General features: G+C 65.6%; 12 protein-coding genes and 2 pseudogenes. 9 read left to right on the top strand and 5 right to left on the bottom strand.

Annotation, left to right across the window (positions count from 1 at the left end):
* From BVC93_RS22590 to BVC93_RS22580, 3 genes are read left to right on the top strand one after another with little or no spacing between them, the layout of a single operon-like run.
* The gene (locus BVC93_RS22590; RefSeq protein WP_083739412.1) at positions 1 to 942 is read left to right on the top strand and encodes an ABC transporter permease; all 942 of its coding nucleotides are present in this window, start codon (positions 1 to 3) and stop codon (positions 940 to 942) included.
* Positions 939 to 1,829, top strand: coding sequence for an ABC transporter permease (locus BVC93_RS22585; protein WP_083739411.1), 891 nt, complete (start codon positions 939 to 941; stop codon positions 1,827 to 1,829). Before BVC93_RS22590 ends, BVC93_RS22585 begins: the two co-directional genes overlap by 4 nt.
* Positions 1,826 to 3,430, top strand: a complete 1,605-nt coding sequence (locus BVC93_RS22580; protein WP_083739410.1) for an ABC transporter ATP-binding protein — start codon at positions 1,826 to 1,828, stop codon at positions 3,428 to 3,430. Before BVC93_RS22585 ends, BVC93_RS22580 begins: the two co-directional genes overlap by 4 nt.
* A gap of 28 nt (positions 3,431 to 3,458) precedes the next feature.
* Here the strand turns inward: BVC93_RS22580 and BVC93_RS22575 are convergent, their stop codons facing one another.
* Positions 3,459 to 3,875 (bottom strand): hypothetical protein, encoded by a 417-nt coding sequence (locus BVC93_RS22575; protein WP_083739409.1) that lies wholly within the window; start codon positions 3,873 to 3,875, stop codon positions 3,459 to 3,461.
* A gap of 112 nt (positions 3,876 to 3,987) precedes the next feature.
* The gene (locus tag BVC93_RS22570; RefSeq protein ID WP_083741250.1) at positions 3,988 to 4,728 is read right to left on the bottom strand and encodes an SDR family oxidoreductase; all 741 of its coding nucleotides are present in this window, start codon (positions 4,726 to 4,728) and stop codon (positions 3,988 to 3,990) included.
* A 93-nt stretch (positions 4,729 to 4,821) separates the two neighbouring features.
* Between BVC93_RS22570 and BVC93_RS22565 the strand changes: the two genes are divergently transcribed.
* The 4 genes and pseudogenes from BVC93_RS22565 to BVC93_RS34815 form a co-directional block, all read left to right on the top strand.
* Positions 4,822 to 5,385, top strand: coding sequence for a TetR/AcrR family transcriptional regulator (locus BVC93_RS22565; RefSeq protein WP_236950079.1), 564 nt, complete (start codon positions 4,822 to 4,824; stop codon positions 5,383 to 5,385).
* Positions 5,378 to 6,118: an SDR family NAD(P)-dependent oxidoreductase gene (locus BVC93_RS22560; RefSeq protein ID WP_083739407.1), complete on the top strand. Its 741-nt coding sequence runs from the start codon at positions 5,378 to 5,380 to the stop codon at positions 6,116 to 6,118. The genes BVC93_RS22565 and BVC93_RS22560 overlap by 8 nt, the downstream gene beginning before the upstream one ends.
* Positions 6,119 to 6,135: 17 nt before the next feature.
* Positions 6,136 to 6,552 carry a hypothetical protein gene (locus tag BVC93_RS22555; RefSeq protein WP_083739406.1) on the top strand — a complete coding sequence of 139 codons (417 nt, stop codon included), beginning with the start codon at positions 6,136 to 6,138 and terminating at the stop codon, positions 6,550 to 6,552.
* 80 nt (positions 6,553 to 6,632) lie between these two features.
* Positions 6,633 to 6,731, top strand: a pseudogene (locus BVC93_RS34815) (DUF1918 domain-containing protein); the annotation flags it as partial.
* Here BVC93_RS34815 and BVC93_RS22545 read toward each other — a convergent pair.
* From BVC93_RS22545 to BVC93_RS22535, 3 genes and pseudogenes are all read right to left on the bottom strand, one after another.
* Positions 6,730 to 7,716: pseudogene (locus tag BVC93_RS22545) on the bottom strand (IS481 family transposase); the annotation flags it as partial. The pseudogenes BVC93_RS34815 and BVC93_RS22545 sit on opposite strands and share 2 nt — an antisense overlap.
* 392 nt (positions 7,717 to 8,108) lie before the next feature.
* Positions 8,109 to 9,200 carry an IS110 family transposase gene (locus BVC93_RS22540; RefSeq protein ID WP_083737369.1) on the bottom strand — a complete coding sequence of 364 codons (1,092 nt, stop codon included), beginning with the start codon at positions 9,198 to 9,200 and terminating at the stop codon, positions 8,109 to 8,111.
* A 123-nt stretch (positions 9,201 to 9,323) separates the two neighbouring features.
* Positions 9,324 to 10,640, bottom strand: a complete 1,317-nt coding sequence (locus BVC93_RS22535; RefSeq protein WP_083739404.1) for a DUF4185 domain-containing protein — start codon at positions 10,638 to 10,640, stop codon at positions 9,324 to 9,326.
* Positions 10,641 to 11,129: 489 nt separating this feature from the next.
* On the opposite strand from BVC93_RS22535, the gene BVC93_RS22530 reads away from it, so the two are divergent.
* Both BVC93_RS22530 and BVC93_RS22525 read left to right on the top strand, forming a co-directional pair.
* Complete coding sequence (locus tag BVC93_RS22530; RefSeq protein WP_157517033.1) at positions 11,130 to 13,076, top strand: DUF4185 domain-containing protein; 1,947 nt, start codon at positions 11,130 to 11,132, stop codon at positions 13,074 to 13,076.
* Positions 13,077 to 13,237: 161 nt separating this feature from the next.
* Positions 13,238 to 14,272: an esterase family protein gene (locus tag BVC93_RS22525; RefSeq protein ID WP_083741249.1), complete on the top strand. Its 1,035-nt coding sequence runs from the start codon at positions 13,238 to 13,240 to the stop codon at positions 14,270 to 14,272.
* Position 14,273 lies beyond the last annotated feature (1 nt).

Below are 14,273 nucleotides of genomic sequence, written 5' to 3'. Positions count from 1 at the left end.
ATGCGATTCCTGGTACGACGGCTGCTGTACACGGCTGTGGTGCTGTTCGGAGTGCTGGTGGTGGTGTTCGCGCTGGTCCACCTCGTTCCCGGTGATCCCGTGCGAATCGCATTGGGCACCAGGTACTCCCCCGAAGCCTACGAAGCCCTGCGTTCGGCCAGCGGTCTGGACCGCCCGCTGATCGAGCAGTTCTTCTCCTATATCGGCTCCGCGCTCACCGGCGATCTCGGCGTGAGCTTCCGTAACGGTGCTCCGGTGACGCTCACGCTGCTGGACCGGCTGCCCGCCACGGTGTCGCTGGCTGTGGTCGGCATCCTCATCGCGTTGGTCATCGCCATTCCCGCGGGCATCTACTCCGCGCTGCACGAGGGCAAGCTCAGCGACGCAATCGTCCGCGTGACAAGCCAATTCGGTGTTTCCATCCCCGACTTCTGGATGGGAATCCTGCTGATCGCGCTGTTCTCCACCACGCTGGGCTGGCTGCCGACGTCGGGTTACCGGCCGCTGCTGAGTGATCCCGTCGGCTGGCTGCAACACATCATCCTGCCGGCACTGACGGTCGGTGTGGTGGCCGGTGCCATCATGACCCGCTACATCCGATCCGCGGTGTTGGAGGTCGCGTCGTCCGGATACGTGCGCACCGCGCGCTCGAAAGGCCTGCCGCCCGCCGTGATCACCGAACGCCACATCGTCCGCAACGCCCTGGTGCCGGTGTTGACCATCACCGGTATCCAGTTGGCCACCATCCTCGGCGGGGTCATCGTCGTCGAGGTGGTGTTCGCCTGGCCTGGTCTCGGCCGGCTGGTGTTCAACGCGGTGGCGGCCCGCGACTATCCGGTGATCCAGGGGGCGGTGCTGCTGATCGCCGCGCTGTTCCTGTTGATCAATCTGGTCGTCGACACCCTCTACGCCGTGGTCGACCCGAGGATCCGGCTGTCATGACCCGAGCCGCAGAACCCGACGCCAGGCTGTCATCCTGGCGCATCCTGGCATCCAATCCGGTGACGGTGATCAGCGGAGCACTGCTGGTGCTGGTGGCCGCCATCGCCGTCACCGCAGGCTGGATCGCTCCCTACGGCATCAACGACATCGACGTACCCAACGCCCTCCAATCGCCCAGCGGCGCACACTGGTTCGGCACCGACGAACTGGGTCGCGACGTGCTGTCGCGGGTGCTGGTCGGCATCCAGGCGTCACTGCAGATTGCGGTCGTCAGTGTGGCGTTCGCCGCAGTGGTGGGCGTGAGTGTGGGTTTGGTGGCTGGATATTGGGGCGGCTGGCTGGATGCGGTGTTCATGCGCATCGTCGACGTGATGTTCGCGTTTCCGGTGCTGCTGCTGGCACTGGCCGTGGTTGCGATTCTCGGGCCGGGCGTCACGACCACCATCTTGGCGATCGGCATCGTCTACACCCCGATCTTCGCCCGCGTAGCCAGGGCCAGCACCCTGAGTGTGCGAGTGGAACCGTATGTGGCGGCCTCGCGCACCATGGGCACTGGACACGGTTACATTCTGCGTCGCCACATCCTGCCCAACATCGCCGGACCTTTGATCGTCCAGATTTCGCTGTCGTTGGCGTTCGCCATTCTGTCGGAGGCCGCTTTGTCGTTCCTGGGCTTGGGCATTCAACCGCCACAGCCGTCGCTGGGCCGGATGATCTTCGACTCCCAGGGATTCGTGACATTGGCCTGGTGGATGGCAGTGTTCCCCGGCGCGGCCATCTTCGTCACGGTGTTGGCGTTCAACCTGTTCGGTGACGGCCTGCGCGACGTGCTCGATCCCAAGCAGCGCACCGTCGCCGAGGCCCGCAGATCGGGAGGTGCACCGTGAGTGTGCTTGATGTCGACGACCTTCGGGTGAGCATCGGCCGACAGGAGATCGTTCGCGGGGTCTCGTTCGGAGTCGAGCGGGAGCAGACGCTGGGCCTGGTCGGCGAGTCCGGATCGGGCAAGTCGATGACCGTGCTGGCTGCCACCGGCCTGTTGGATGCCCCGGGTGCGAAGGTCAGCGGTTCGAGCACCCTGGGCAACGACGTCGAGTTGGTCGGCGCCTCGGCCCGTACTCTGCGGCAGGTGCACGGCGGGCGGATCGGCTTCGTTTTCCAGGACCCCGGAACGTCGCTGAATCCTCTTCTGACGCTGGAGAGACAGATCACCGAATCGCTGGAGGCGCATCGCAATCAGACGCGCCGCGCTGCGAAGGACCGTGCGCTGGAACTCCTGGAGGCCGTCGGACTTCCGGAACCACAACGCCGGCTCGATGCCTACCCGCACCAGCTGTCCGGGGGTCAGCGCCAACGCGTGATGATCGCGATCGCGTTGGCGTGTGACCCGGCACTGCTGATCGCCGATGAGCCCACCACCGCCCTCGATGTCACCACCCAGGCGCAGATCATCGAGCTGGTGCGAAACCTGCAACGGGATTTCGGCACCGCTGTGGTGTGGATCAGCCATGACCTGGGGGTCATCGGACAGGTGGCCGACGAGGTGACGGTGCTGCGCGAGGGGGCCGCGGTAGAGCAGGCCCCGGTGCTCGGGGTGTTCGATCACCCGCAGCACCAGTACACCCGTGAGTTGCTGGCAGCCCGTCCCATGATCGGCGACCACGGACCAGCCGCCGCCGACCCGGACGCCCCGGTGCTGCTGCGCGTCCGCGACCTCGACGTGCGCTTCCCGGTTCAGACTCCGACCGGCAGGTCGCAAGTGCATGCCGTCAAACAGCTCTCGTTCGACATCCCCCGCGGCACCACTCTCGGCTTGGTGGGCGAGTCGGGATCGGGCAAGTCGACCGTGGCCGCAGCGCTCACAGGCCAGATCAAGCCGGACGGTGGCAGTGCACAACTCGCGGACACCGATGTCCTCGCCACCTCGGGCCATGAGGCCAAGAGATTGCGACGGCGCATCAGCCTGGTGTTCCAGGACCCGTTCTCGTCGTTGAATCCCCGCGCCCGCGTTGGGACTGCCATCGCCGAACCGCTGCTGGTGCACAAACTTGCCGGCAGTAGGAGTGGCCGCGCGGCAAGGGTGTCCGAACTCCTCGAACTCGTCGGACTGCCATCGGGATTCGCCTCGCGGTACCCGCATGAGCTCTCCGGCGGGCAGCGACAACGGGTGAGTATCGCCCGCGCTTTGGCCACCGAGCCGGAGCTACTGATCCTGGATGAGTCCACGGCTTCGTTGGATGTGTCGGTGCAGTCGCGGGTGTTGGAATTGTTGGCGCGACTGCAATCCGAGCTGGGGTTGACGTACCTGTTCATCGCACACGATCTGGCTGTGGTGCAACGGATGTGCCATCAGGTACTGGTGCTGCGTAATGGCAGCGCCGTCGAGAATCGCGCTGCCGCCGACCTGTTTGCCAACCCCGCCGAGGACTACACACGTGCTCTGCTGGATGCGGTGCCGCCGGCACGGCCGCGCGCAGCGATCCAGTAAGCGTGGGCCGCGTGGAGCGGCGGGCACGCTAGCCGATCTGGTTCAAGGTGAAGCCGTAGGGCTCACCGATCACATTCACTTCTCCACATACCGAGTCGGGCCCCTGGGACACCGTGCCCTGCAGCGTCGTCGCGTCGACGACAACGCGCCTGGTGGCGGGTGCGTCCGTGCCGTCCTCGCAGTCCCAACCTGTGGGATGCACGTAGGAGAACGTCCACTGTCCGTCCACCAAGTGTGCGTCGACATCCACATTGCCCGTGTCGCTCAGGACGTGAGCGCAGGCGCGTCCACACGGCGTCACAACCCAGGTGTTGGTGGCGCCGTCATCGCTGGTGTAGAGAAACGTCCCATTGAACACCGGCCCGTCGGCCAATGCCGGTCCGGCCAATCCGACGGAGCTGCCGAGGCAGGCAGCGACAACAGCTGCTAGCACAGTGGTCTTCACAATCCCCCGAAGTGTTCATGGCCGAATTTTGCCCGATCATAAGCCGTTTGCCGACACAGTGTCTCGTTTACCGCCACGCGCTACGGACGTCGATGCGCGGCCCGTCGGCGCGTCACCCTTGCACAGTGGGGCGTACGGTGATGTCTCCGATCTCCACGTCGGCAGGCTGGTTGATTGCGAAGGCGATGGCCTTGGCCACCGCGTCGGGCTGTAAACCGAACTCCGCCATGAACTTCTGAGTTTCGGCGCGCAACCCCTCATCCTCGATCGAGTCGGCGAGCTCGGTGGCCACATAACCGGGTGAGATCGACGTCGTCCGAATCGTTCCGTCGGTGTTCTCCTGGCGGAACGCCTCCAGGAATGTCCGCACCGCGTTCTTCGTCGCCGCATAGACACTCTGACTGGGCACGATCTTCAGCCCTGCCGTCGACAGGGTGGTCACGAAGTGTCCACCACCCTGCTTCTGGAAAACCGGCAGCGCTGCGGCGATTCCGTGCAGCACCCCGCGAAAGTTGACGTCGATCATGGCCGACCACCCCGCGACGTCGCGTCCGGCCACCAGCCCCGTCTTGGCGATTCCGGCATTGCCCACCAAGACGTCGAGTCGGCCGAACTCGCGCGCAGCCTCCTGTACCAGGTTCTCCATGTCTTCGTACTTCGTGACGTCGGTGACCACAGCCAGCGCCAGTCCGCCATTGTCCCGAATTCGATGGGCCACCTCGTCGATGCGGTGGTGGCGCCGCGCCGCCAGCAGCACTCGATGCCCTTGGGCCGCAAGGAGCTGGGCGGTGGCCGCGCCGATGCCGGTTCCGGCACCGGTGATCGCGATGACTTTCGTGTCGTGGTGGTTCATGAACACCCCTCCGTTAAAGTGGACATTTGTCCGTTTACCCACCCCACCGTAGCGGACATGTGTCCGTTTAGCAGCCTGCGCTAGGAGCCGACAGTGACCGAACCACGACGGCGGGCAGACGCGATGCAGAATCGCGACCGGATCCTCGAGGTCGCCCGCGAGCAGCTGCTCAACTCAGATGAACTGCGACTCAACGCGATTGCCAAGACTGCGGGTGTCGGCCAGGGCACGTTGTACCGGCACTTCCCCACTCGTGAGCACCTGCTTGCCGAGGTGTACCGCGCCGACGTGGACAACCTCACCCGCGCCGCTCCGGCGTTGCTCGCCGATTTCGAGCCACTCGAGGCGCTGTCTCGGTGGTTCGACCGGGTGGCCGAGTACGCCAGGGTCAAGCGCGGGGTGTTCTCCGCACTCGAGGTGGCGGTGTGGAAAGACCTCTCGGCGCACAGCCTCGGCCCCATCGGTGATGCGGTGACCATCCTGCTGGACGCCGGCCGAGCCGCCGGCACCATCAGAGAGGACGTCGACGCCCGCGACGTCATCCTGCTGATCGGTTATCTGACCCGGCTCGAGGAGACGGAATGGGATCAGCGCGCACATCGCCTGCTGCAGGTGATCCTGGACGGATTGCGTGTGAGACAGTCACACCATGACTGATCTCACGGGCAAAGTGGCCTTGGTGACCGGCGCATCGTCAGGACTGGGTGCCGCTGTTGCGCAGCTGTTCGCGGCCAGGGGCGCCTCGGTGTATGGCATCTCACGCGACGCCGAACGCATGGCCGAGGTGTTCAAGGACGTTCCCGGAGGTGTCTACGAATCCGTCGACATCGTCTCCTCGCAAGCCTGCGCGCAGGCGGTGTCGAACTGCGTGGCAGAGTTCGGTCGCGTCGATGCACTGATCAACGTCGCCGGCTTTCACACCATGCGGCACACCCGCGATGTCACCGACGAGGACTGGGCCTACGACCTCGCCGTCAACCTCAACGGGCCGTTTTTCCTGTCCCGAGCCGCGTTGCCGCACTTGCTGCAAGCGGCAGGCAACATCGTCAACGTCTCGTCCATCGCCGGTGTCGAAGGCGAGGTCTATTCGGCGGGGTACTGCGCTGCCAAGCACGGACTGGTGGGGATGACCAGGGCCATGGCCATCGAGTTCACGGCCGACAAACTCCGCGTCAACGCGGTGTGTCCGGGCGGCATGATCACCCCCCAGGCCACAGAGTTCGCCGCGCCGGACAATGCCGACTGGAACCTGATCCTGCGCATCGCCTCACCGCGCGGCTTGATGGATGTCGCTGACGTGGCCAAGACAATCGCCTTTCTGGCCAGCGATGATGCCTCGGCGATCCACGGGGCGGTCTACATCGTCGATAACGGGAAGACTGCTGGCTGAGCTGACATCATCGACGCGTGAACACACCAGCCAATCCCGCCGATGCCGAACCCGGCGGTTCCGTCGCCGGTTCCGAGGCCACTGTCGGCAGCACGGCTGTCGCCGGATCGGTGGGCACTGTCAACAGCACCGCGGTGGCAGGCTCGGCGGCCACCGCCGTCAGCGCCGGAGTGGCGGGATCGGTGGGTACCGTCGCCAGCAGCGCCGTGGCCGCCTCCACGGGAACCGCGGGCAGCGTGGCGGTGGCCGCGAGCGTGCTCACGCTGCTTTCGGTGGCGGTGGCCGCCTGCGTCGCAGTCTTGGGATGTGTTGCCTGCAAACGCTGTATCGCCTGCGTGCTCTGCCTCAAGTGCACCGATTGCATTGGCTGCATCGGCTGCTACAACTGCTCGGGTCTGCGTTTTGCCTTCGGCAAGCGCGACGTCCACGCCTGAACTTCTGCTGATCCGCCCCGGACGGCACCTGCGGCGCGCACGATGACAGAGTCCGCCGGTCGCCAACGAAAGGAGCGGTCATGTTGGCCAGAGTCGGTGATGTCCTTGTGGTCAAGAGCAGCCACACCGAACGACACGAGCAGCACGCAGAGATCGTCGAGGTCCGGACCGAGGACGGGTGTACTGACCTGAGAGGTTAGGTACACGGCTGGCTGGTGGTTGACCGCCGAGTGCTGTGTGGCCGCGGTGGTGATTGTAGGTGTGCAGCCAGCGGGGGTACTCCTGGCAGCGTTGGTCGTCGCTGGTGTAGAGCCGGGCGTAGGCCCATTCGTCGGCCAGGGTGCGGTGGAAGCGCTCCACTTTCCCGTTGGTCTGCGGCCGATACGGCCGAGTCCTGCGGTGCTCGACGTCGTCGCCCAGCGCGTCCCGGAAGGCATGCGAGCGATAGCAGGACCCGTTGTCGGTCAACACCTTCCGAACAACGATGCCCTGTTCGACGAACCAGCCGTTGGCTCGTTGCCAGAACTCGGCGGCGGTGTCCTTGCGTTCGTCGGGCAGCATCTCGGAGTACGCCAACCGCGAATGGGCGTCGATCGCGGTGTGGATGAAGTGATATCCCCGCACCGGCTGATGGGACTTGTTGGTGGCTCCGGTCTTGTCCGCCTGGGAGTTGCGCTTACCCGCTGAGCGCCCGAGCTTGCGCCAACCGCCGCCGGCGGGGATCTTGCCCAGCTTCTTGACGTCGACGTGGACCAGATCACCGCACGCCGCCGACTCCATGCGGCGCACCACGCGGCCGGTGGCGCGGTCGAGCCACCGCAGTCGGGCGATGCGGTAGCGGCGCAGCACGTTGTGCACCGTGGAGACGTTGAGCCGCAGCAGGTAGGCGATCCGGGCCGGTCCCCAGCGGCGGGTGACGCGCACTCCGATGATGCGCCGCTCAATGCGCGTCGGCGTGCGGTTCGGACTGTAATGCGGTCGTGAGCTGCGGTCGACCATCCCCGCCTCGCCCAGCTCGAGGTAGCGATCCACCCACCGGCACACTGTGGTCACCGACACCTGGAAGCGATCGGCCGCGCGGCGACGCGACCACCCGTCATTGACAACGCATCGAGCCAGCCGCAGACGACCGGTTTCGGACAAAGGGGCATTACGGTGAACCACGAAGACCTCCGAGATCGGGGAGCGTTCCTAGACAGCTCGCACTCCACTCGGAGGTCTTCGTCTTGTCACCTCACCACGCCGTCACCAACGTCCGTGGTCAGTACATCTGATATGTAGAGAACTTTGTCAAGGGGCAGGGTGAGGCGCCGCCGGGGAGCTACCCCGACGGCGCCTCGTTGCTTCCTTAGCGAGTCTGTGTGGTGAGCGTGTCGTTGGCGACGCGCGGTCAGACTGATATACGCGGATTGGCTACCGCAGGACGGTGTTTCGGCTGGATCGCATCCGCGTGTCTAGCATCGAGCGTCGCCGCAGAGGGCTGCTCATAGGTGTGTCGCGGGTCGATCCACGCGCTTGCCACCACCGACCTCGTGAGGAAGCAGATTAGGTGGCGGTCAGTCGTCCATGACAGCCAGCGACCAGCACCAGCCGGCCAGTTCACGCGCGACCGCGACATTGGCTGTCACAGGTCGCTTGCGTCGTTCCAGGAAGCTCACCCACCTGCCATGCAGGCGGCGGTTGCCCTCGTCCCCACGAGCGCGGGCCGCCGCAGAAGCCCGATCCCACCGCGACCGCATCACCGCACCCACGTGATATCGCGGCTTGTGATGCCACGCCGCCTCGACCAACAGCCGCCGGACATGAGTGTTGCCGGTCTTGGTGATCGGGCCCTGAACCCGCGAGGAACCCGACGAAAACTCCGAAGGCACCAACCCAACGAAAGAGCCGATAGTGTTGCCGGTGAACCTGTTCCAATCACCAATCTCGACTGCCAACGCAAACCCGGTCAAGGTGTTCACTCCCCGCAGACATGACACCCGCCGCACAATCGCGGTGAATTCCCCATCGGCGGCCATCTCCTCGATCGCTGCGTCCAGCCGCCGCCGCCGGGCCTGCATCGTCAACACGTGGTCATAGTCGGCGTCGAAGGCCATCCGCGTCGCCGGCGCACTGAGCTGCGGCGCGGCGACGGTGCGTAGCCACTGATCATGGGCACCGGTCCACGCCGCCCCGCCGTAGTACACGATGCCGTGGCGCAACAGCAGCTTCGAGAGCCGATGCCGGGCCCTCATCAGATCGCCACGGCAGTCCTCGCGGGCACGCACCAGGTCACGCGCCGCTTCCTGAGCCACGCTCGGGATCGACACCGAGGTGATCTCGTCCAGACGCAACAACCGGCACAGATGCAGGGCGTCGCGGGCATCGGTCTTGACTCGATCACCGGCCGGCTTCTGCAGCTTCGACGGCGCGACGACCTCACAGCGGATCCCCGCGTCGGTCAACGCTCGCTGCAACCCAAACCCGGTCGGACCCGCCTCATAGGCCACCGCCACCGGCCCCGGCAACTCCGATATCCACGACCGAATGTCCTCATAAGAAGGGGTCAACCGGGCCTGGCGCACCTCCCCGGAGTCACTGTCGATTGCCGCCGCCGCCACTGAACGTGCGTGCACGTCCAGGCCAACACTCGTACGCTCTGTAAACACCGGGGCCTCCCACCACTGTCGGATAGACCGGGCAGGCGACTCCTACTCGGTAACCCACGAACATGGGTGCGTGGGGCCCCGGCCCGCAACCCCCAGCTCAACGCCGACGGTCACCCATACCGTCTAGTTCAGCGATGTGCGCATCAGCATCACGCTGTAGGTGTCCCACACCGACAGCGTGAAGTACAGGTCTGAGCCTGACGACCACGGATGGATGTAGGGCGCGTAGATGCCGCCCGGCACCTCGGCGGTGTTCACGATGGTCTTTGCTTGGCTCCACGGCCCTTCGGGCTTGTCGGCGGTGCGCATCACCACGTTGTTGAGCGTGTTGGTGTACAGCATCACGAACTTCTTCAGATGGTCGTTGTAGGCCACCGACATCTCACTGCCGGGCGCCCACACCACCTGCAGCGCCAGATATGGCGTGTTCCTCACCCAGCCGAACGGCGTGTAGTACTCGTAGGCCGAGTTGTCGGCCACCGCGTTCTCCGGAACCCTTGCCAGGAATGGCATTCCACCACGTCCGGCGCCGGTGCCGTAGTTGTAGACATAGCCGCCTGAGCGTACGTAGGCCGCCATCTGGAAGTTTTGGAAGCCCCAGACGAACGGAACTCCCGGCACAGTGTTGAACCAACTGGGCCGAATGCCGCTGCGCGGCACCGTCCAGGTTTCGCCGTTGTCGTCGGAGACGGCGACGGCGGAGAAGTTGGTAGACCACTGACCAGGATTGCCCCACTGACTGACCGACATGAAGTTGACGTACTGACGGTTGCCCACTGAGATCCCCGCCGTGGGAATCACGGTCACCTCGGTGGCCGCCACACCCAGGCTCGCGATCACCTGCCGGGAGAAGTCGGGCCGTTGCTGCGTCACCGGCGACCCGGCGTAGATATCGCCGGCCTTCGGATCGGGAATCCGCATACCGTCGGCCAGGTTTCGGTCCGCGCTGCGGTACAGAACGTTCTTGCGCCACTCCTGGTCCTGCACACTGCAGTTGCCGAAGGTGTCACCGAAGGCGATCAGCACCTGCGGGTTGGTGACCGACCCGTTGTCCCAGACGATGCCCAGATCGGTCCCCGAGATGCCGAACCTCTTGTAGGAATCGGTTTGCGGTCCGGTGAGCCACTGCACCCTGGTGGCGGTGGACGCCGCGGGTGCGGCGGCGGCCCGCGCCGCGGTGTCGGGTGCCACCGCCGCGTCGGCCTGCGCCGGGGTCAGGTTGTTGGGATTGGCGACCGCACCCGGTTTGCGCCCGATCGGTAGGTGCAGAATCGGAAACTTGGGCGTGGTCGACGGCGCCAGTCCGCGTGCGGATGCACCCGGTGTCGGCACCGAACACGGGTCGGCGGCTGCGGGAGCGATCACCACGGCGGGAACCACCAGTGCCGCCACCAGAGCGGACGCGGCCGTCATCGAGGCGAGTCGCGTTGTCGGGGTCATGACACCTTCCGGGGCACGAATCACAGCCCTTCGCAGGGGCTTTGGTTGTCCTACGGGTCCATGACACCGGCCCCGACACACGGCATCTCTTGTGACAGTAGTGATCAAAGTGGCAGAAGTGTCACTAGCGGGATCAGCTGATACCCAGCTGTGATCGTGTCGTGACTTGACCCGTTGGCTGATCTCGAAGTTCTGGGCTTCACGGCCCGGGTGCTGGCCGGTGGGCAGTTGGACAGGCTGAGGGGTCGCCACCCGCAGCAGCGCCCGTCTCGACCGGCTCGGCCCACTCAGCGCCGCCCGTCAGCCGGCTGCACTGAGCACATCGCAGCGGCTCACGTACGGCGACCGGCACGGCGCTCTCCACGAAACATCTGACAAGTCGGTGCCGATTGTGACCAGATGTCCACCGATCCGGCGTGACGACCCTGTAAGTTTGCTCAGGCAATCGGCGGGTCGGGGGGCCAGTGATGCGAAGGGGTACGTCTGACCATGGGTGCGACGAAGAACGCGGCGACTCACATCGGCCGAATCGGCGGCCTTGCGGTCGCGCTCGGCGTCGGTGCAGCGATCGCCGGCGGAGCCGGCGCTGCCTGGGCCGACAGTCCTGACAGCTCCTCCTCGTCGACGTCATCGGACTCGAAGTCGTCGGAGTCCAGGTCGTCAGCATCCAGGTCGTCAGAGTCCAAACGGGCCGCCGACAAGGCCGAGTCGAAGAGCAGCAAGGCCGAGCGCGACTCGAAGCCCGACACCGACGATGGCACCACTGCCGGCGATACCGAGGACGACAAACCCACCAAGTCCGAGAAGTCCGAGAAGTCCGAGAAGTCCGAGAAGAAGAAGCTCTCGCCCAAGCGCACCGAGCGCAAGGCCGACGCAGACGCCGACGCCGACGACAAAGAGTCCTCCGAGCCGGACGACGCCAAGACCGACAGCTCCGGGTCCGCAGTCACCGAGTCCGAGTCCGACGCGGGCACCCCCGCCTCACAGACCATCACCGCGGCCGTCACCGAAAGCGCCACCTCAGACACCGAGGATCCCGTAGACACCTCCGATCCGGGCACTCCCCCGGCATCTGCGCTGACGTCGCTGTTGGGCTGGGTACGCAAAGAGGTCGATCGCAGCTTCGCCTACAACCGGACCCCGTCATCGGCGTCCACCACCTACGCCGCCGCGGCGGTGGTGGACCCGCTGCCCAGCCGGTTGCCGTCGACTCCGCTGGGCTGGGTCACGGGCTCGGGTGTGCGCTGGCTCGACGGGAAACCGGTCAATCCGACGCAGAATACCTCCACCGAATTCGGCATCGGCAGCACCGATCTCGGCATCATGTGGGACGGCGGCACCATCAACGGCCAGCGCTTCATCCACGTCGCGTTCGGTGATTCCTTCCGCGGCCCCAAGATGACGGGCGAGTGGCTCAACAACGTCTTGCTCCTCAGCTACGACCGGGACCTGCAGAACGCCTCGTCTCCCGGCCAGGGCGTCGGGCTCGAGCTGGCCCAAACCGGCCGCGTCCTCTCCCAATTCATCCGCCGCTCCACCACACAGCTGGGCCTCTTCGGCTCCGAGGTGACGGTGATCCCCACAGCGGGCATCCACATCGACGGCACCCAGTACGTGAACTACATGTCGGTGCGCTCCTGGGACACCCCGGGTCGCTGGACCACCAACTACTCCGCCATCACCCAGTTCTACCCGGGTTCCGGCGGCGGCGAGTGGCGCATCGTGCCGTCGACAATCCGCTCGGCGGGTTGGCTGCGTTCATCGACGCCGTACCGTCCCGGTGACCAGAACTTCCAGCAGATGGCCTACGTCTTGCAGCCGGAAGATCAAGTGGCCGAAGGTGATCCGCGCTACCTGTACGCGTTCGGTACGCCCTCGGGTCGGGCCGGCTCGGCGTACCTGTCCCGTGTCGCCGAAGGCGACATCACCGATCTGTCCAAGTACGAATACTGGGACGGCAACAAGTGGGTCCGCGGTAACGCCGCCGTGGCCAAGCCGGTGATCGGCACCAACCGCTCGTCAGGTCTGTTCGGTTTCGTCGTCGACTGGGCCAACGACCCCAAGGTGTTCGGCGGCTACCTGGGCGGATTGTTCGGCGCCAAGACCGGCGGCAACGTCAGCGAGATGTCGGTGCAGTACAACGAATACCTCGGCAAGTACGTGGTGCTCTACGGCGACGGCAACAACAACATCCAGATGCGTGTCGCCGACACCCCCGAGGGCGCGTGGTCGGCTCCGGTGCAACTGGCCAGCTCCGCGGACTACCCGGGCCTGTACGCGCCGATGATCCACCCGTGGTCGGGCACCGGCCTGCTGCAGAGCGGCAGTGGCGATTCGGACTACAACAACCTGTACTGGAACATGTCCATCTGGGGCGATTACAACGTGGTTCTGATGCAGACCGATCTCAGCCCGCTGCACACCGTCGAGGTCTGAAGGCCCACGTCACGATCCGGTCACAGGTCTCAAAGCGGTTGATAACAGGCCGCGTGTGCCCCGCAGATACCGCCGATCGACGCGGTTAGCTGGCCGATGTGACACGGGTACACGCGGGCGACAACTGGTTCCGACGCAAGGCCACCGCACTGACGGTGGCGATGGCCACGGTGGTATCGGGTGTGCTTCTCGGCATGGCACCCGATGCGTCGGCGTTCTCGCGGGAAGGTCTGCCCGTCGAGTACCTCGAGGTGCCGTCGCCGTCGATGGGCCGCAACATCAAGGTCCAGTTCCAGGGCGGCGGTCCGCACAGTGTCTACCTGCTCGACGGCCTGCGCGCTCAGGAGGACTTCAACGGTTGGGACATCAACACCGCCGCCTTCGAGTGGTTCCACGACTCCGGAATCTCGGTGGTGATGCCCGTCGGTGGCCAGTCCAGCTTCTACACCGACTGGTATGAGCCGGCGCAGAACAACGCGGGCACCACCACCTACAAGTGGGAGACGTTCCTGACCCAGGAGCTGCCGATGTGGCTGGCCGCCAACCGTGGCCAGGATCCCAACGGCAACGCGGTGGTCGGACTCTCGATGGCAGGAGGCGCCGCACTCACCCTGGCCGCCTGGCACCCGCAGCAGTTCATCTTCGCCAGCTCGTTGTCCGGCTTTCTGAATCCGTCACAAGGGTTGTGGCCAACCATGATCGGGTTCGCCATGCGGGACGCGGGCGGCTTCCGCGCCAAGAACATGTGGGGCCCGTCCAACGACATCGCCTGGCAGCGCAACGATCCCACCGTCAACATCAACCGGCTGGTGGCCAACCGCACCGCGCTGTGGATCTACTGCGGCAGTGGAATGCCCGCCGAGTTCGACACCGGCAACGACTTCGGCACCAACTTCAGCGCCCAGTACCTGGAGAACATCACCGTCTCCTCCAACAAGGAGTTCCAGCAGAAGTACCTGGCGGCAGGCGGACGCAACGCCATCTTCCAGTTCCCCGCCAACGGCACCCACAGCTGGGGCTACTGGGGTGCGCAGCTGCAGGCGATGAAGCCCGACATGGTCCGCATCCTGACCGCGCCGCCGCCGGCGCTGCCTCCGGTGCCGATGGCGCCCGCACCGGCTCCCGCGCCCGCGGCGCTTCCGGTGCCACCCGCTCCCGCGGCGTTGCCGGCGTCAATCGTGGTGCCTGCCGGCTGAG

Origin of the sequence: Mycobacterium sp. MS1601 (assembly GCF_001984215.1) — a bacterium.
Lineage (GTDB): Bacteria > Actinomycetota > Actinomycetes > Mycobacteriales > Mycobacteriaceae > Mycobacterium.
The sequence above is the reverse complement of the archived record's forward strand: the minus strand, read 5'-3'. Positions and strand labels throughout refer to the sequence as shown.